Annotated in this window: 17 protein-coding genes; 11 read left to right on the plus strand and 6 right to left on the minus strand. The window is 72.0% G+C overall.

The window, feature by feature from the left end; translation table 11 throughout:
- The first annotated feature begins 1 nt into the window (after position 1).
- The 5 genes from egtC (at position 2) to QP939_RS39145 (ending at position 4880) form a co-directional block, all read left to right on the plus strand.
- A complete protein-coding gene (gene egtC / locus QP939_RS39125; RefSeq protein ID WP_285451540.1) occupies positions 2–757 on the plus strand; it encodes an ergothioneine biosynthesis protein EgtC in 756 nt (251 codons plus the stop codon).
- Positions 754–1731, plus strand: coding sequence for an L-histidine N(alpha)-methyltransferase (gene egtD / locus QP939_RS39130; RefSeq protein WP_285451541.1), 978 nt, complete (start codon positions 754–756; stop codon positions 1729–1731). Before egtC ends, egtD begins: the two co-directional genes overlap by 4 nt.
- Positions 1732–1777: 46 nt before the next feature.
- Complete coding sequence (locus tag QP939_RS39135) at positions 1778–2200, plus strand: nitroreductase family deazaflavin-dependent oxidoreductase (RefSeq protein ID WP_285459948.1); 423 nt, start codon at positions 1778–1780, stop codon at positions 2198–2200.
- Between the two features lie 141 nt (positions 2201–2341).
- Positions 2342–3952 (plus strand): alpha/beta hydrolase, encoded by a 1611-nt coding sequence (locus tag QP939_RS39140; protein WP_285459949.1) that lies wholly within the window; start codon positions 2342–2344, stop codon positions 3950–3952.
- A gap of 223 nt (positions 3953–4175) precedes the next feature.
- The gene (locus tag QP939_RS39145) at positions 4176–4880 is read left to right on the plus strand and encodes an MgtC/SapB family protein (RefSeq protein WP_285451543.1); all 705 of its coding nucleotides are present in this window, start codon (positions 4176–4178) and stop codon (positions 4878–4880) included.
- 54 nt (positions 4881–4934) lie between these two features.
- On the opposite strand, the gene acnA is transcribed toward QP939_RS39145, so the two are convergent.
- Complete coding sequence (gene acnA, locus QP939_RS39150; protein WP_285451545.1) at positions 4935–7745, minus strand: aconitate hydratase AcnA; 2811 nt, start codon at positions 7743–7745, stop codon at positions 4935–4937.
- 358 nt (positions 7746–8103) lie between these two features.
- Here acnA and QP939_RS39155 point away from each other — a divergent pair, with 358 nt between their 5' ends.
- Entirely contained in the window at positions 8104–9417 is a 1314-nt protein-coding gene (locus tag QP939_RS39155; protein ID WP_285459950.1) for an NlpC/P60 family protein, read from the plus strand.
- A gap of 87 nt (positions 9418–9504) precedes the next feature.
- Here the strand turns inward: QP939_RS39155 and QP939_RS39160 are convergent, their stop codons facing one another.
- Positions 9505–9912, minus strand: a complete 408-nt coding sequence (locus QP939_RS39160) for a DUF1801 domain-containing protein (RefSeq protein WP_285451546.1) — start codon at positions 9910–9912, stop codon at positions 9505–9507.
- Positions 9913–9972: 60 nt separating this feature from the next.
- On the opposite strand from QP939_RS39160, the gene QP939_RS39165 reads away from it, so the two are divergent.
- Together QP939_RS39165 and mobA are read left to right on the plus strand one after the other, a co-directional pair.
- The gene (locus QP939_RS39165) at positions 9973–10686 is read left to right on the plus strand and encodes an SAM-dependent methyltransferase (RefSeq protein WP_285451548.1); all 714 of its coding nucleotides are present in this window, start codon (positions 9973–9975) and stop codon (positions 10684–10686) included.
- A gap of 9 nt (positions 10687–10695) precedes the next feature.
- The gene (gene mobA / locus QP939_RS39170) at positions 10696–11241 is read left to right on the plus strand and encodes a molybdenum cofactor guanylyltransferase (protein WP_285451550.1); all 546 of its coding nucleotides are present in this window, start codon (positions 10696–10698) and stop codon (positions 11239–11241) included.
- Positions 11242–11250: 9 nt separating this feature from the next.
- On the opposite strand, the gene QP939_RS39175 is transcribed toward mobA, so the two are convergent.
- The 3 genes from QP939_RS39175 to QP939_RS39185 are packed head-to-tail and all read right to left on the minus strand — an operon-like array spanning position 11251 to position 13514.
- Positions 11251–11529 (minus strand): DUF4242 domain-containing protein, encoded by a 279-nt coding sequence (locus tag QP939_RS39175; protein WP_285451551.1) that lies wholly within the window; start codon positions 11527–11529, stop codon positions 11251–11253.
- A 17-nt stretch (positions 11530–11546) separates the two neighbouring features.
- Positions 11547–11936, minus strand: a complete 390-nt coding sequence (locus QP939_RS39180) for a nuclear transport factor 2-like protein (RefSeq protein WP_285451552.1) — start codon at positions 11934–11936, stop codon at positions 11547–11549.
- Between the two features lie 42 nt (positions 11937–11978).
- On the minus strand, positions 11979–13514 hold the full coding sequence (locus QP939_RS39185) for an HD domain-containing phosphohydrolase (protein ID WP_285451553.1): 1536 nt from the start codon (positions 13512–13514) through the stop codon (positions 11979–11981).
- Between the two features lie 190 nt (positions 13515–13704).
- Between QP939_RS39185 and QP939_RS39190 the strand changes: the two genes are divergently transcribed.
- The 3 genes from QP939_RS39190 to QP939_RS39200 all read left to right on the plus strand — a co-directional run bounded on the left by QP939_RS39190 (position 13705) and on the right by QP939_RS39200 (position 16778).
- Complete coding sequence (locus QP939_RS39190; protein WP_285451555.1) at positions 13705–14772, plus strand: AAA family ATPase; 1068 nt, start codon at positions 13705–13707, stop codon at positions 14770–14772.
- A 7-nt stretch (positions 14773–14779) separates the two neighbouring features.
- Positions 14780–15724 carry a DUF58 domain-containing protein gene (locus tag QP939_RS39195; RefSeq protein WP_285451556.1) on the plus strand — a complete coding sequence of 315 codons (945 nt, stop codon included), beginning with the start codon at positions 14780–14782 and terminating at the stop codon, positions 15722–15724.
- 73 nt (positions 15725–15797) lie between these two features.
- Positions 15798–16778 carry a VWA domain-containing protein gene (locus QP939_RS39200; protein WP_285451557.1) on the plus strand — a complete coding sequence of 327 codons (981 nt, stop codon included), beginning with the start codon at positions 15798–15800 and terminating at the stop codon, positions 16776–16778.
- A gap of 1 nt (position 16779) precedes the next feature.
- Here the strand turns inward: QP939_RS39200 and QP939_RS39205 are convergent, their stop codons facing one another.
- Positions 16780–17292: a hypothetical protein gene (locus tag QP939_RS39205; RefSeq protein ID WP_285451558.1), complete on the minus strand. Its 513-nt coding sequence runs from the start codon at positions 17290–17292 to the stop codon at positions 16780–16782.
- Positions 17293–17408 lie beyond the last annotated feature (116 nt).

The raw sequence follows: 17408 nt of genomic DNA on the forward strand, positions 1-17408 counted from the left end.
CATGTGCCGTCACATCGGCTACCTCGGCGAGCCCGTGTCGCCCGCCGAGGTGCTCTTCCGCGCGCCGCATTCGCTGCTGGTGCAGTCCTACGCGCCGGCCGACATGCGCGGCGGCGGCTCGGTGAACGCCGACGGGTTCGGGCTCGGGTGGTACCCGGGCCCGGGCTCGGCGCCGCTGCGGCACCGGCGGTCCACTCCACTGTGGACGGACGAGACGCTGCCGCCGCTGGCCGCGGCCCTGACCACGGGCGCGTTCGTCGCCGCGGTCCGCAACGGCACCACCGGCATGCCGGTGACCGAGGCGGCCGCGGCGCCGTTCACCGCCGGGCCCTGGCTGTTCAGCCACAACGGCGTCGTCCGCGGCTGGCCGGGCTCGCTGGCCGAGCTCGCCAAGGAGCTGCCGGTCACCGAGCTGCTCACCCTGGAGGCGCCGACCGACTCGGCGGTGCTCTGGGCGATGCTGCGCGCCCGGCTGGCCACGGGGGAGGACCCGTTGCGCGCGGTGGCGGGGCTGACCGCCGCCGTCGAGGCGGCCGCGCCCGGCTCCCGGCTCAACTTCCTGCTCACCGACGGCGAAACGCTGATCGGCACGGCCTGGACGCACGCGCTGTCCGTGCTGGAGACCCCGGCGGGCGTGCTCCTGTCGTCCGAGCCCTGCGACGGCGACCCGCGCTGGAAGCCCGTCCCCGACCACCACGCCGTGCACGTCACCGCGGCCGGCGTCGCCCTGCTTCCCCTGACCGAGGAGCGTTCATGACCGAAGTCGATCTCGACCACCACCGCTCCGGCGACGCCGTCACCGCGGAACTGCGCGCGGACGTCGTCGCCGGGCTCACCGCGGACCGGAAGTGGCTGCCGCCCAAGTGGTTCTACGACGCCGAAGGCAGCGAGCTGTTCGAGAAGATCACCCAGCTGCCGGAGTACTACCCGACCCGCAGTGAGCGCGAGGTGCTGGCCGCGCACGCGGGCGACGTCGCGGAGCTGACCGGCGCGCACACGCTCGTCGAGCTCGGCTCGGGGTCGAGTGAGAAGACCCGGCTGCTGCTCGACGCGCTCACGGGGCACGGCACCCTGGAGGCGTTCGTCCCGCTCGACGTGTCGGAGTCCGCGCTGGCCGACGCCGCGGAGGCGATCTCGAAGGACTACCCGGGGCTGACCGTCCGCGGCGTGGTCGGCGACTTCACCCAGCACCTCGACCTGCTGCCCGGTGGTCAGCCGCGGGTGGTGGCCTTCCTCGGCGGCACGATCGGCAACTTCCTGCCCGCCGAGCGCGCGGCCTTCCTGCGGTCGGTGCGGGAGGTTCTGGACGAGGGGGAGTGGCTGCTCCTCGGCACGGACCTGGTCAAGGACGCGGGCATCCTCGAGCGCGCGTACGACGACGCCGCGGGCGTCACGGCGGAGTTCAACAAGAACGTGCTGCGGGTGATCAACGCCCGGCTCGGCGCGGACTTCGACCCCGACGAGTTCGACCACGTCTCGTACTGGGACGCGGAGAACGAGTGGGTCGAGATGCGGCTGCGGGCCCGCCACGACGTCACGGTCGACATCCCGGGCGCGGACCTGAAGGTGTCCTTCGCGGCGGGCGAGCACATCCGGACGGAGATCTCGGCGAAGTTCCGCCCGAGCGGGATCGAGGCCGAGCTCGCCGCGGCCGGGTTCGCCCTCGAGCGGTGGTGGACCGACTCCCAGCAGCGGTTCGGCGTGAGCCTGGCAAAATCCGTGCGTGGCTAATCCTCTCCGGGCGCTCGCCCGGGCCGTCGGCACCAAGCCGTGGCTGATGCGCACGTCGCGGTTCGTCGTCTGGGCGGACAAGAAACTGCACAAGGCGTTCGGCGGCCGGGTGAGCCTCGTGGCGCTCGCCGGGCTGCCGTCCCTGCGCCTGACCACGACGGGCCGCAAGAGCGGGCTGGACCGAGCCACGAACCTGCTCTACTACCCGCACGGCGACGGGTTCGTGCTGACGGCCTCCAACTGGGGCCGTCAGCACGATCCGGCGTGGGCGCTCAACCTGCGGGCGAACCCGAAGGCCTCGGTCGCGCTGGCGGGGCGGCCGGTGGACGTGGTCGCGCGGGAGCTCACCGGCGAGGAGTACGACCGGATGTGGGCCGAGCTGCTGGCCTTCTGGCCGGGGTATGCGATGGAGCAGAAGGAGGCGGGCCGCCCGTTGCCCGTTTTCGTACTCGAACGCGTCACCCGATAGGTTCCCACCATCCTTTCGGACGGTGACGGTATTCACCGATTTGTGCCAGTCTCTCCCGGGTAACGCGCCGTGACGTCTTGACCGCGCGGCGGATGCGTGACCTAGGGAGGAGACGTCTTGCGGAGATCCACAAGGGGCCGGGTGCGCTCGTTCGCGCTGGTGGGGGCACTCGTGGCCGGTCTCGGCGCGACCGGGGCGGCGGGGGTCGCCACCGCCGCCGAAGAGGCCGTCAAACCCGCGCCGGTCGGCGCGACCGCGGCACCGAACTGGGGCGCCTGTCCGCCCGCCACGCTCGCCGGGGTGCCCGCGGACCAGGTGAAGTTCTACAGCTGCGCGCGCTACCGCGTGCCGATCGACCACGACAACGCCGCACTCGGCACCATCGACATCGCCCTGCTGAAGCGCACCGCCCGCACGCCGGACGCGCGCGTCGGCTCGCTGTTCCTCAACCCCGGCGGTCCCGGCGGCTCGGGCCTGCGGATGCCGATCAGCGGCCAGTACTACTTCCAGCCGCAGGTGCTCGACCGCTTCGACCTGATCGGCTTCGACCCGCGCGGTGTCGGGCAGAGCAACCCGCTGCGCTGCTTCACCACCCAGGAGGACGCGGACGAGGTCCTCGCCGCGCAGATCCCGGTGCCGCTGAGCCGCACCGAGATCTCCGGGACGTTGGCCAGCTACCGCGACTACGGCCAGTTCTGCAAGAACAACGCGGGTTCGCTGCTCAACCACATGTCCACCAAGGACGTCGTGCGCGACCTCGACACGCTGCGCGCGGCCGTCGGCGACCAGAAGCTGACCTTCGTCGGCTTCTCGTACGGGACGCTGATCGGCTCGACCTACTCGTCGATGTTCCCGAAGCAGTCGCGCGCGATCGTCATCGACGGCAACGTCGACCCGGCGCTACGCACCAGCGACGGCGTGGAGTACGACCGGGAGCGGGCGCAGGGCTTCGAGATCGCGCTCGACGGCTTCCTGAAGCGATGCGACCAGGTGGGCGCGAAGTGCGCGTTCAGCGACGGCACCCCGCGGGCGAAGTTCGACGAGCTGCGGGAGTACCTGCGCAAGCAGCCGATCACCATCCCGGGCGGCGGCTCGGTCGACATCAACCAGTTCACCGGCGGCGTCTCGAGCGTCCTGTACTCGCCGTCGGCGTTCCCCGGCCTGGCCGAGGACCTGCAGGCGCTCTACACCGCCATCCACCCGGCGGGCGCGCAGACGCAGACCCTGCAGCCGCGGCAGATGAAGGTGCTGACCGCCGGCAAGCAGGGTCTCGCCGACCAGAACCCGGACAGCCCCTACACGAGCGACGACTCGTACTTCGCCGTCAACTGCTCCGACAAGCCGTTCAAGATCAAGCAGGAGCAGGTGCCGGGGATCGCGGCCAAGTGGGAACGCGAATCGCCCACGTTCGGCCGGTACCAGGCGTTCGCGGACACGGCGGGCTGCCCGGTGTGGCCGGCGAAGCACCCGGACGTCTACCGCGGGCCGTGGCGGGCGAAGACCGACGTGCCGGTGGTCGTGGTCGGCAACTTCTTCGACCCGGCGACGCAGTACAAGTTCTCGCAGCGCATGGCCGCGGAGCTGGGCAACAGCCGGTTGCTGTCGGTCGACGCGTTCGGCCACTGCATCCTCGGTGACGCCCTCGGCGTCGACCAGGCCGTGGCGGACTACCTGACCGACCTCAAGGTCCCGGCCAACGGGCAGGTGTTCCAGCCGAACGTCCAGCCGTTCGAGACGGCGGCCCAGGGCTGAGCTTCGCGAAGGCCGGGGTGACGCGTTCGACGTCGCCCCGGCCTTCGCGCGTCCGGTACAGTGGCGAGGCTTGATCAACACGAGTACGGGAAGCGAGGTGAGCGGCACATGCCAGCGGACAGTCATCGGACGGCCGGGCGCGCGCTCACCGGAGGTTTCCGGCTGGGCTGAGTCCGGCCGCCCCCTGTCCGGCAGTGCGCGCACGCCGGAAAAGAGCCGGATCATGACCATCTTCGAAATGCTGCTGCGCGTCGGCACGGGGGTCGGCCTGGGTGCCGTCATCGGCGTCGAGCGCCAGTTCCGCGCCCGGATGGCCGGGCTGCGCACCAACGCGCTGGTCGCGGTAGGCGCGACCTTGTTCGTCCTGCTGTCGGCCCACGGTTTCGGCGGCCTGTCCACGAGCGGCGACGCCGACCCGACCCGGGTGGCGGCCCAGATCGTTTCGGGCATCGGGTTCCTCGGCGCGGGGGTGATCCTGCGCGACGGCCTCAACGTCCGCGGCCTCAACACGGCGGCGACGCTGTGGTGCTCGGCGGCGGTGGGCGCGTTGGCCGGGGCGGGCCTGTACGCGATCGCGGCTTCCGGGACGGCGGTCGTGGTCGGGGTGAACGTGGTGCTGCGGCCGCTCGGCCGGGTCGTCGACCGCCGCCCGGACGCCGGGGACGAGACGCCGACGAGGTACGCGTTCCAGGCGGTGACCCGCGACGCGACCGAGGCGCACGTGCGGGCGTTGCTCGTGCAGTCGTTGACCCGCACGGACTTCCGCCTGCTGTCGGTGCTGAGCACGGACCGCGAGGACCGCACGGTGGAGGTGCGCGCCGAGCTGGTCGGCGACCAGCGCGACGACGCCCAGATGGAGGCGGCTGTGTCACGGCTTTCGCTGGAGCCGTCGGTGTCCAGCGTGCGCTGGGAAGCCGTGCCCGCGTAACGGAAAGGGCCTCCCCGCTCAGCCGAGCGGGGAGGCCCTCCGAAGGGAAAACCCTTACGCCTGCGTCATCTTCCGCAGCACGTACTGCAGGATGCCGCCGTTGCGGTAGTAGTCCGCCTCGCCCGGGGTGTCGATGCGGACGTCCGCGTCGAACTCCACCTTCGAGCCGTCCTGCTTGGTCGCCGTGACGTGCACCGTGCGGGGCGTCGACCCCTCGTTCAGCGCCGTGATGCCCGAGATGTCGAACGTCTCGGTGCCGTCGAGGCCGAGCGACGCCGCCGACTCGCCCGCCGGGAACTGCAGCGGGATGACGCCCATGCCGATCAGGTTCGACCGGTGGATGCGCTCGAACGACTCCGTGATCACCGCGCGCACGCCCAGCAGCGACGTGCCCTTGGCCGCCCAGTCACGCGACGAGCCCGAGCCGTACTCCTTGCCGCCCAGCACGACCAGCGGGGTGCCGGCCTTCGCGTAGTTCTGCGCCGCGTCGTAGATGAACGCCTGCGGGGCGCCCTCCTGCGTGAAGTCGCGGGTGTAGCCGCCCTGCACGTCGTCCAGGAGCTGGTTGCGCAGCCGGATGTTCGCGAACGTGCCGCGGATCATCACCTCGTGGTTGCCGCGCCGGGAGCCGTAGGAGTTGAAGTCCTTCTTCTCCACGCCGTGCTCGGTCAGGTACTGCGCGGCCGGGGTGCCCGGCTTGATCGCGCCGGCGGGGGAGATGTGGTCGGTGGTGACCGAGTCGCCCAGCTTCGCCAGCACGCGCGCGCCGGTGATGTCGGTGACCGGGGCCGGCTCCGGCGTCATGCCCTCGAAGTACGGGGGCTTCCGCACGTAGGTGGACTCGGTGTCCCACTCGAAGGTCTTGCCCTCCGGGGTGGGCAGCGACTTCCAGCGCTCGCCGCCGTCGAAGACGTCCGCGTAGTCCTTGGTGAACATCTCCTGCGTGATCGAGTAGTCGATGGTCTCCTGGATCTCCTGCGCCGTCGGCCAGATGTCCTTCAGGAAGACGTCGTTGCCGTCGGTGTCCTGGCCCAGCGGCTGGGTCGCGAAGTCGAAGTCCATCGTGCCGGCCAGCGCGTAGGCGATGACCAGCGGCGGCGACGCGAGGTAGTTCATCTTCACGTCGGGGTTGATCCGGCCTTCGAAGTTCCGGTTGCCCGAGAGCACCGAAACCGCGGTGAGGTCGTTCTCCTGGATCGCCGCGGAGATCTCGTCCGAGAGCGGGCCGGAGTTGCCGATGCACGTGGTGCAGCCGTAGCCGACCAGGTGGTAGCCCAGCTTCTCCAGGTACGGCCACAGGTTGGCCTTGGTGTAGTAGTCGGTGACGACCTGCGAGCCCGGCGCCATCGACGTCTTGACCCACGGCTTGACCGACAGGCCCTTCTCGACCGCGTTGCGCGCGAGCAGCGCGGCGCCGAGCATGACCGACGGGTTCGACGTGTTGGTGCAGGAGGTGATCGAGGCGATCACCACGGCGCCGTGGTCGAGGATGAACTCGCCGCGGTCGGCCGAGGAAACCTTGACCGGCTTCGTCGGGCGGCCGTTGCCGCCGTTGGCCGCCGACTGGATGTCGACCGCGTCCTCGTCCTTGAACGACAGCGCGGCCGGGTCGGACGCCGGGAACGACTCCTCGACGGCCTCGTCGACCTTGGTGTGCGGGGTGACCTGCTCGCCGTCCACGTAGTCGTGGATCGACTTGCGGAAGGACGACTTCGCGTCCGACAACTCGATGCGGTCCTGCGGGCGCTTCGGGCCGGCGATCGACGGGACGACCGTCGAGAGGTCCAGCTCGAGGTACTCGGAGTAGGACGCCTCGTGCGACGGGTCGTGCCAGAGGCCCTGCTCCTTGGCGTACGCCTCGACCAGCGCGACCTGCTCGGCCGAGCGGCCGGTCAGCTTGAGGTAGCGGACGGTCTCGTCGTCGATCGGGAAGATCGCCGCGGTGGAGCCGAACTCCGGGCTCATGTTGCCGATGGTGGCGCGGTTGGCCAGCGGCACCTGGGCGACGCTCTCGCCGTAGAACTCGACGAACTTGCCGACCACGCCGTGCTTGCGCAGCATCTCGGTGATGGTGAGCACGACGTCGGTGGCGGTGACGCCGGCCGGGATCTCGCCGGTCAGCTTGAAGCCGACGACGCGCGGGATGAGCATCGACACCGGCTGGCCCAGCATGGCCGCCTCGGCCTCGATGCCGCCGACGCCCCAGCCCAGCACGCCCAGGCCGTTGACCATGGTGGTGTGCGAGTCGGTGCCGACGCAGGAGTCGGGGTAGGCCTGGCCGTTGCGCGCCATCACGGTGCGCGCCAGGTGCTCGATGTTGACCTGGTGCACGATGCCGGTGCCCGGCGGGACGACCTTGAACTCGTCGAAGGCGCCCTGGCCCCAGCGCAGGAACTGGTAGCGCTCGCGGTTGCGCTCGTACTCGATCTCGACGTTGCGCTCGAAGGCGTCGGCGCGGCCGAAGACGTCGATGATGACCGAGTGGTCGATGACCAGCTCGGCCGGGGCGAGGGGGTTGACCTTGTCGGGGTCGCCGCCGAGGTCGGTGACCGCTTCGCGCATGGTGGCGAGGTCGACGACGCACGGCACGCCGGTGAAGTCCTGCATGATCACGCGGGCGGGCGTGAACTGGATCTCGATCGACGGGTCGGCGTTCGGGTCCCACGAGCCGAGGGCGCGGATGTGGTCGGCGGTGATGTTCGCGCCGTCCTCGGTGCGCAGCAGGTTCTCGAGCAGGATCTTCAGGCTGTAGGGCAGCCGCTCGGCGCCCTCGACCTTGTTCAGGCGGAACACCTCGTACGAGGCGTCGCCGACCTTCAGCGTGTCTTTGGCGCCGAAGCTGTCCTTGCTGGCAGGTGCGGTCACGTCTAACTCCAGTGGCATGGACTTCCGCGCCGGTGCGGCGGTCGAGTCCCGGGTCAGTTCGGTCGGTTCGGTGGGAGCGAGTCTTGCGCACCCCCACCGTAGGGCCGGATTCGGGATGGCACACCTCGCGATGCCCCAAACAGTACGCGTGTCCTGTTTGCGGTTCAAGACGACACGCGGTGTGTGCTGCGCCATCCGGACACGCGGGGTCCGGAGGGTCCCTCAATGAGGGGAATTGATGCCTACGGTGTGTAAGTTTCCGGTGATGCTTGTGATAGTGGTGTGACTGCAGTGACGCGCGATGTGCGCTGGTGAGCGGAGGTGGGCGGTCGTGGCGGGACGGCGTGGGGGTCCGGAGGTGCCGCGAGCTCGCCGTGGACTCACCGTGAGCGCGCTCACGCTGGTGATCTTGTTCGGCGCCGGCGGCACCGGGCTGGCGGCACCGCCACCGCCGCCCAACCCCAGTGACTCCGAGCTGAACTCCAGCAAGGCCGACGCCAACGCGAAGGCGGGCGAGGTCGGCAGGCTGACCAACCAGCTCGCGCAGGCCGAGCAGAAGCTGTCGCAACTGCAGGACGACGTCGAGCTGAAGCAGGAAGAGGCCAACAAGGCGCTGGTCGACCTGCAGTCCGCGCAGGACGCGGCGACGCAGGCGGAGAACGACGCCCGGGCGGCCCGCACCGAGGCCGACGCCGCGTCGGCGGCCATCGAGAAGGCCCGCGCGGACCTCAAGACGTTCGCCGCCGCGAGCTTCCAGCAGGGGAGCACGGTCGGCTCGCTCTCGGCGTACCTGAGCGCCGACAGCCCGAAGGACATGCTCGCCCGCGCGCAGCTGCTCGACGCCGTCGGCGGCGACCGGCTCAACGCCCTCGACCGGCTCCAGCAGGCGCAGACCGAGAAGTCGAACAAGGACGCCGCCGCCCGCAAGGCCGCGGAGATCGCCCAGCAGAAGCAGGACGCCGCGCGCCAGGCCAAGAACAGCGCCGACGCCGCGCAGACGGCCGCCGTCCAGGCCCAGGACGCCCAGGCGTCGCAGAACACCCAGCTCGAGAAGAACAAGTCCGACGTCGAGCAGCAGCTCTACGCGGCGCAGGCCAAGGTCAACGGCCTGCAGGGCCAGCGCCAGCGCTACCAGGACTGGCTCGCGCAGAAGCAGCGCGAGGACGAGGAACGCGCCCGCCAGGCCGCGCTCGGCTCGTCCGGGGGTGGCGGCCGGCCGTCATCCGGTCCCGCGCCGTCGGCTCCCGCCGGCCGGTCCATCGAGGCCGTGATCGCCCGGGCCCTGTCGCGGCTGGGCACGCCGTACGCCTGGGGCGGCGGCAACGCGAGCGGCCCGACGCGCGGCATCCGCGACGGCGGCGTCGCCGACCGCTACGGCGACTACAACAAGATCGGCTTCGACTGCTCCGGCCTGATGATCTACGCGTTCGCCGGGGTCAAGTCGTTGCCGCACTACAGCGGCTACCAGTACACGTCGGGGCGGCGGGTCCCGCTGTCGCAGATGCGCCGCGGCGACATGCTGTTCTGGGGCGGCGCGGGTGGCATCCACCACGTCGCGCTCTACCTCGGCGGCGGCCAGATGGTCGAGGCCCCGCAGTCCGGGCTGCGCGTCCGGATCGCGCCGGTCCGCTACGGCGGGATCATGCCGTACGCGACCCGCCTGATCGGCTAGCCCGCCTGGCCGCGCTGAAGGGGACTTTCCTGGCATGTGATGCGAGGAAAGTCCCCTTCAGCGCGTAGGACGCGGTGAACGTCCCCTTCAGCCCGCCTGGCCGCGCTCGGCCTTGAGCTTGCGCCAGCCGCCCGCCCGGTTGTTCGCGATGATCTGCCGGAACATCGCGGTGAGCGCGGGCGCGTTGATCTTCTCGCCCTCGCGGAAGGCGACGGTCCGCGCGGTCTTGTTCTCGTGCCCGGCGGTGATGATGCCCTCGGGGTCGCGGACGATGCCGCCGTCGTAGACGAAGACGTTGACGTGGTCCTTCGCCGCCAGCAGGGCGCAGATGTTGCCCTGCAGCACGAAGTAGGGCTGCCGGGTGCGCTTGATGGTCTCCACGACCTCGGGGTCCGCCGCGTGGACCAGCTCGCGGACCTCCCGGCAGATCGCCCGCTGCCACTCGGGCAGGGCGTCGATGTAGGCGTCGACGCGGGGTTCGACGGTGTAGGTCATGCCCCGAGTATGGGCGAAACCCGGTCGACCGCGGCGGCGCCGAGCCGCCAAGATCAGCCCGTGGACGACGAACTGAACGCGCTGCGGCGCTCGCGGATGCGCTGGAACACGCCCCTGTCCGAGCCCCACGCCGAACTCCTGCTGGACCGGATGGCGCTCGGCGACGGGCACCTCGTCGACCTCGGCTGCGGCTGGGGCGAGCTGCTGCTGCGGGCGGCCGCGCGGACGCCGGGCCTGCGGGCGACCGGCGTCGACACCGACGTGACCGGCCTCGAGCGGGGCCGGGCGGCGGCCGCCGAGCGGGGGCTGGCCGTGGACTTCGCCGAGGCCGACGCCGCGACCTGGGACGTTCCCGCCGAGCGGGCCTTCTCCATCGGTTCCGCCCACGCCTTCGGCTCGACGAAAGCGGCGCTCGAGGCGCTGGCCAGGGTGGTGCTGCCGTCCGGGCGGCTGCTCTACGGCGACGGCTTCTGGGTGGCATCGCCGAACGCCACGGCGCGGGAGATCTTCGGCCCGGACATCCTGACCCTGCCCGAGCTGCTCGACGCGGCGAGCGCCGCCGGGTGGCGCGTGCTCCACTTCAGCACCGCCGACCAGCTCGAATGGGACGACTTCGAGTCGACGTCGCGAGCGGCCTGGGAGGAATGGCAGGCGGCGCACCCGGACGATCCGCGGGCGGCGGAGGTCCGGGAGTGGCTCGACCGGCGGTTGCGCGAGTACGTCCGGGACTACCGCGGCGTGCTGGGCTTCACCTACCTCGTGCTGGCCCGCTAAGTTCCTCGGATGCGCTACGCGGGGATCGTGGTGGCCGGCGGTGCGGCCAGCAGACTGTCCGGTGTGGACAAGCCAGCGCTGTCGGTCGGCGGGAAACCGTTGCTGGCCCGCGCGATCCACGCCCTCGACGGCGCCGAGCGTGTGGTCGCCGTCGGGCCGCGGCGGCCCGGCTTCGACGTCGTGTGGACCCGGGAGCCGGTGCCCGGCACCGGCCCGGTCGCCGCGCTGGCCGCGGGGCTGGTCTTCGTGCCCGACGACGTCGAGCTGGTCGCGGTGCTGGCCGCCGACCTCCCGGGCGTCCGCCGGTCCACAGTGGACAAGCTGGTGGCCGCGGTCGGCGACGCCGACGGCGCCGTCCTGGTCGACGCCGACGGCGCCCGGCAGTGGCTGCTGGGCGCGTGGCGCGTCGCGGCCGTGAAGTCCGCCCTGCCCGAGCGGGTCGAGAACGCGTCGCTGCGCCGCGTGCTCGGCGGCCTGCGGATCACCGAAGTCGCCGCCGAACGGGGCGAATCGGACGACATCGACACTCCGGAAGACCTCGAGCGCCACCGCTGAGCCACGGGCTCAGCCGGGCTCCCCGGTGGCCGGGTCGATCACCGCGGCGACCTCGCGGATCGTCGTGACGGGGAAGCCGCCGCAGTCGGCGTGCTCGCGCACGGCATCGGCGTCTTCGGCCAGGTAGACGCAGGTGATCGCGTCGTCGGTGACGTAGCTGTGCACCCACTGGGCGCGCCCGGCCATCCCGGCCAGCACCTGGTTGGACTTCGCGGAGATGGCGTGCAGCTCGTCGGCCGTCATCCGGCCGGCGCCGGGGATCTCGCGCTCGATGAGGTAGCGGGGCATGGTGGTCTCCGATCTCGTCAGTGGTGGTCGGGGCAGTAGCCGGAACAGACCAGGCTGATCCGGGCGAGGCGGCCGTCCGGGGCGGTGTCGGCGAACGCCTGCTGCTCGACGGCGAACCAGCCGTCGCCGAGCCGGGCGGCGCGCAGCCGGGCCCGCCACCGCAGGTGCAGCCGCGCGCCGATCTCGTCCACGTCCGCCTCGGCCAGCTCGAAGGCGTCCGTGTCGCCGAACCAGCGCGTGAAGGTCGCGCGGACCTCGTCCGCGCCCCGCGCCTCTCGCAGGCCGCGCGGGACCAGGGCGCTGAGCTGGACGTCGTCGGCCAGCGCGTCGGCCAGCCGCGCGAAGTCCTGACCGGCGAGCCCGTCGAGGAAGATTCCGGCGAACCGGGGAACCGTGTGTGTGGTCATGCGCCAGTTCTACGGGCGGCGGCGGCCCGGCGGATCGGGCAACTACCCGACAAGACCGTGGCGCATCGCGAACAGCGCCGCCTGCGTCCGCGTCGAGACCCCGAGCTTCGCGTAGATGTGCTCCAGGTGGGTCGAGACGGTCTTGCGCGACACCCTCAGCGCGTTCGCGATCTCGGGGTTGGACAGCCCGCGCGCCAGCTGCACCAGGACCTCCGTCTCCCGCGCGGTCAGCCCGGGCCGGTCGGTGAGCGTCCGGCGCACGCGCCGTCCGGCCGCGGTCAGCACGGCGTCGACCGCCCGGTGGTCGAAGCGGCCGGCCCGGGCTTCGCCGGCGAGGACCTCCGCGGCGGCGGATGCGGGCAGGGCCTCGCGGTGCGGGCGGGACTCGCCCAGCGCATGGTAGACGTCCGCGGCCGCGAGGACCCGCGACGTCATGGGCAGCGCGTCGCCGGAGAGGCCGTGGGGGTAACCCGAGCCGTCGAGCCGTTCGTGGTGCTGTGCGGCGCACCGCGCGACCGACGCCAGCGCGGGCACTCGCGCCAGCATCCGTTCGGTCAGGTACGGGTGGGTCCGGGCGCGCTCGCGCTGGGCGAGCGTCCACGGCTTCGCCGCGTTCCACACCGCGCTCGGCACGCCGATCATCCCGATGTCGTGCACCCACCCCGCCCGGCGCACCACCACGACGTCCGCCTCGGCCAGGCCGAGCTGCGCGGCACCGGCGGCGGCGAGCTCGGCGACGCTGCGGGAATGCCCGAGCCGGTGGGGCGACTTGAGGTCCGCGAAGTCGCCGAAGGCCCGCAGTGCCTGGTCGAGCTCGTCGTCAGGGAGCTGCTCGCCGAGGCGCGGGTCGAGCGCGATCACCTCGTCCCAGGCCTGGATCTCCTCGAGCCCGGCGAGGACGGTGGCGTGGTGGTCCAGGAAGCAGTCGACGAGCCGCGGGTCGAACTGCGTGCCACGGCGTTCGCGGGCGACGGCGAGCGCGCCCTCGACCCCGGCCGTGCGGTGGAAGGCCTCGACGTTGTCGGCGAGGTGGACCAGCCGCGTGGCGAGCGCGAGATCGTCGCCGCCGGCCTGCCCGGGCACGCCCCGGCCGTCCCACCGCTCGAACGCCTGCAGCAGCGGGCGGCAGACGTCGTCGCCGAGCCGGAGCCGGTCCGCGAGCTCGCTGGCGCCCTGGCAGTGCGCCTGCATCACCCGCTGGACCGACTTCCCGGCCGTGGCCAGGAACTTGCCGACCATCCCGGCCCGGCGCAGCCGCGAGCTGCCGCCGCCGAGGTGGCGCGCGATGAACACCGCCATCGTGACCCCGGCGAGGTCGTCGTCGTGGCTGTCGGCGTACAGCTGCGTCTCGTCCCCGAACAGCTCGGCCAGCTCGCTGGTGTCGGCCGCGCAGCCGACCCAGGTCAGCAGCGACGTGTAGTAGGCCGCGGCCCGGATCCCGTCCTCGACCCCGGCCGCCTCGGCCAGCCGCAGCGTGATCACCGTCTGGCGCAGGACCCGCTCCATCGGGCGGCCCATGCCGAGGTCGGCCACCAGCGAGAGGGTGGCGACCAGCTCGGCGAGCCTGACCCGGGTCATCTCCGCATCCTCGATCGCCGCGGCGGGCCGGGCAAGGTCTTCACAGATGTCACACCGGGAAGGGTGTTGGCTACTCGAGGGCCGACCCGCGCGTCCGCGTGCCGGACGGACGGACGACCGGGGAACGCAGTACGGTCGCACCGCGTGATGATCGTCGCGGGGGCGGCGCACGAACTTTCGAGGAGGCAGAGTGACCGAGCCCGGCTACGCCGAGGGCGGGAACGGCCAGCAGGCGACACCGGCGCGGGACGCCCAGTTGCTGGAGCGGACCGTGTTCGAGGTCAAGCGGATCATCGTCGGCCAGGACCGCCTGGTCGAACGCATGCTGGTCGGCCTGCTGGCCAAGGGCCACCTGCTGCTCGAAGGCGTGCCGGGCGTGGCGAAGACCCTCGCCGTCGAGACGTTCGCGCGGGTCGTCGGCGGGTCGTTCTCCCGCGTCCAGTTCACCCCCGACCTCGTGCCGGCCGACATCCTCGGCACCCGCATCTACCGCCAGGGCGCCGAGCGCTTCGACGTCGAGCTCGGCCCGGTCGTCGCGAACTTCGTGCTCGCCGACGAGATCAACCGCGCGCCCGCCAAGGTCCAGTCGGCGATGCTCGAGGTGATGGCCGAGCGGCACGTGTCGATCGGCGGGCAGACGTTCCCGATGCCCGACCCGTTCCTCGTGCTGGCCACCCAGAACCCGATCGAGAACGAGGGCGTGTACCCGCTGCCGGAGGCGCAGCGCGACCGGTTCCTGTTCAAGATCGTCGTCGAGTACCCCTCCGCCGAGGAGGAGCGCGAGATCATCTACCGGATGGGCGTCACCCCGCCGACCCCGCACGAGGTGCTCTCGCCGACCGAGCTGGTCCGGCTGCAGGGCGTCGCGTCGCAGGTGTTCGTGCACCACGCGCTCGTCGACTACGTGGTGCGGCTGGTGCTGACCACCCGGACGCCGAACGAGCACGGCCTCGCCGACGTCGCGGGCTGGGTGTCCTACGGTGCTTCGCCGCGCGCGAGCCTGGGCATCATCGCGGCCGCGCGGGCGCTGGCCCTGGTCCGCGGCCGCGACTACGTGCTGCCGCAGGACGTCGTCGACGTCGTGCCGGACGTGCTGCGCCACCGGCTCGTGCTGTCCTACGACGCGCTGGCCGACGGCGTGCCCATCGACCACATCATCACGCGCGTGCTGCAGACCGTGCCGCTGCCGCAGGTCTCCGCCCGGCCGCAGGGCGGCGCCGGCCAGGGCCCGGTCCCGGCGGGCGCGCCGGTCAGGTAACCCGGCGATGGCGAAGAACGAGAAGGGCGACCGCCCTTCGTGGGCGCCGCCGGTGCTGCGCGGCGACCGGATGGAGGCCGGGCTCCGGACGCTGGAGCTCGACGTCCGCCGCCGGCTCGACGGGCTGCTGCAGGGCAACCACCTCGGCCTGGTGCCCGGGCCGGGGTCCGAGCCCGGCGAGGCGCGCCCGTACCAGCCCGGCGACGACGTGCGCCGGATGGACTGGGCGGTCACCGCGCGCACCACGACCCCGCACATCCGCGAGACGGTCGCTGACCGCGAGCTGGAGACCTGGGTGGTCGCCGACCTCTCGGCGAGCCTCGACTTCGGCACGGCGCTCTGCGAGAAGCGTGACCTGGTGGTCTGCGCGGTCGCGGCGGTCGCGCACCTCACCGGAGGCGGCGGCAACCGGATCGGCGCGCTGATCTCCACCGGCGCGGACACCACCCGCATCCCGGCCCGCGGCGGCCTGGCGCACGCACGTGGGCTGGTCCGGAAGCTGGCCGAGACGCCCCGCGCGGCCGAGGGCACCCGGGGCGATTTCGCCCAGGCGCTGGAGGCGTTGCGCCGCCCGCCGCGGCGCCGGGGGCTGGCCGTGGTGATCTCCGACTTCCTGGGCGACAGCTCGTGGGAGCGGCCGCTGCGGGCGCTGGGCGGGCGCCACGAACTGATCGCGATCGAAGTCCTCGACCCGCGCGACGTCGACCTGCCCGAGGTGGGCACCGTCGTGCTGGCCGACCCGGAGACAGGGAAACAGCGCGAAGTGCACGCTTCGGCCTTGCTGCGCAAGGAGTTCGGGGCCGCGGCCCACGCCCACCGGCAGAAGGTGGCGGCCGGCCTGCGGCGCGCGGGTGCGGCGCACCTGACGCTGCGCACGGACGCCGACTGGATCGCCGACATGGTGCGGTTCGTCGTCGCCCGCAAGCGCCGCTGGTCCGGGGGTGTCGCGTGAGGGAGCTTGCGACCGAACCATCCAACACAGCGCTGCCGACTCAGGCCGCACCGAGCGTCAGCGAGGTGTGCGCATGAGCTTGACGGGCTTCACGGCGCCGTGGTGGTTCCTGCTGCTGATCGCCGTCGCGGCGGTCGCGGTCGGGTACGTCCTGGCGCAGCGCGCGCGCCGCAAGCGGACCATGCGGTTCGCGAACCTCGACCTGCTCGAGCGGGTCGCGCCGAAGAGCCAGGGCTGGACCCGGCACCTGCCCGCGGTGCTCATCGTGCTGTCGCTGCTGATCCTGACGGTGGCGCTGGCCGGGCCGACGGCCGAGCAGAAGGTGCCCCGCAACCGGGCGACCGTGATGCTGGTGATCGACGTGTCGCTGTCGATGGAGGCCACCGACGTCGCCCCGACCCGGCTGAAGGCGGCGCAGGACGCGGCGACGCAGTTCGCGCAGAACATGACCCCGGGCATCAACCTGGGCCTGATCTCGTTCGCGGGCACGGCGACGGTGCTGGTCAACCCGACGACGGACCGCAACGGCGTGATCAAGGCGATCGAGAACCTGAAGCTGGCCCAGTCGACGGCGACCGGTGAGGGCATCTTCGCGGCCCTGCAGTCGGTGGAGAGCTTCTCCAGCGTCGTGGGCGGCGCGGACGGGCCGCCGCCGGCGCGGATAGTGCTGATGTCCGACGGGAAGCAGACGGTGCCCGAGGACCTGTACGCGGCCCGCGGCGGCTACACGGCGGCCCAGGCGGCGAAGCAGGCGGGCGTGCCGATCTCGTCGATCTCCTTCGGCACGACGCACGGTTCGGTCGACATCGAGGGCAAGGCCCAGCCGGTAAGCGTGGACGACGAGTCGCTGCGCGAAATCGCCCGGCTGTCCGGCGGCGACTTCTACAAGGCGGCCAGTGCCGAGGAGCTGAAGAAGGTCTACGGGGACCTCGGCGAGCAGATCGGCTACGAGATCAAGGACGCGGACGCGAGCAAGCCGTGGGTGGTCGTCGGAACGCTGATCCTGATGATCGGCGCGGCGGCCAGCCTGTTCCTGGGGCAGAGACTCCCGTGACTCAGGCTCGGCGGACGCCGTAGAGGCTTCCGCCGAGCAGGGTCACCCCGGAGAGCACCCCGCTGACGAACGGCACCCACGGCAGGGCCGGGCTCCCGAGCAGCGCCAGTCCGACCACACCGAGCACGGTCAGGACGACGCCGACGACGAGGATCGACCGGGTCTTCCAGGCGGAGGCGAGGGCGACGAAGTGGAGCCCGACGACGGTGGCGATCCACGCGACGTTCGCCTGGACGGGGGCGTCGAGCAGGCTGAGCACGAAGAACCCGGCGACGAGCAGCACGACCTCACTGATGACGACGATTCGGTAGCGGGGACCGAACATCGGCCGCCCGTCGAGGGTGGGCCGCCCACCGGCCCGAAGCCCGAGGAAGAGAACGGCGGCGAGCGCGAGGACGGCAAGGGCGCGAAGCACCCAGCCGAGCGCGGCGGGGACGGGGTCCCCGGAGTTGACCAGAACGAACACGGCACCGAACGCGGCGCCGATGAGCGCCCCCAGGAACTGCTGTCGCATCCGGCGAACCTACCGGAGCCGATCTTGACGGCCGCCGGTCAGGCCGGTTCGCGCTCGACCCTGCCAGGTTGGTCCCGGCGCCCGCCGCCGTGCGGGACGACGACGATCTGGTCATC

Source organism: Amycolatopsis nalaikhensis (assembly GCF_030264295.1).
Lineage (GTDB): Bacteria > Actinomycetota > Actinomycetes > Mycobacteriales > Pseudonocardiaceae > Amycolatopsis > Amycolatopsis nalaikhensis.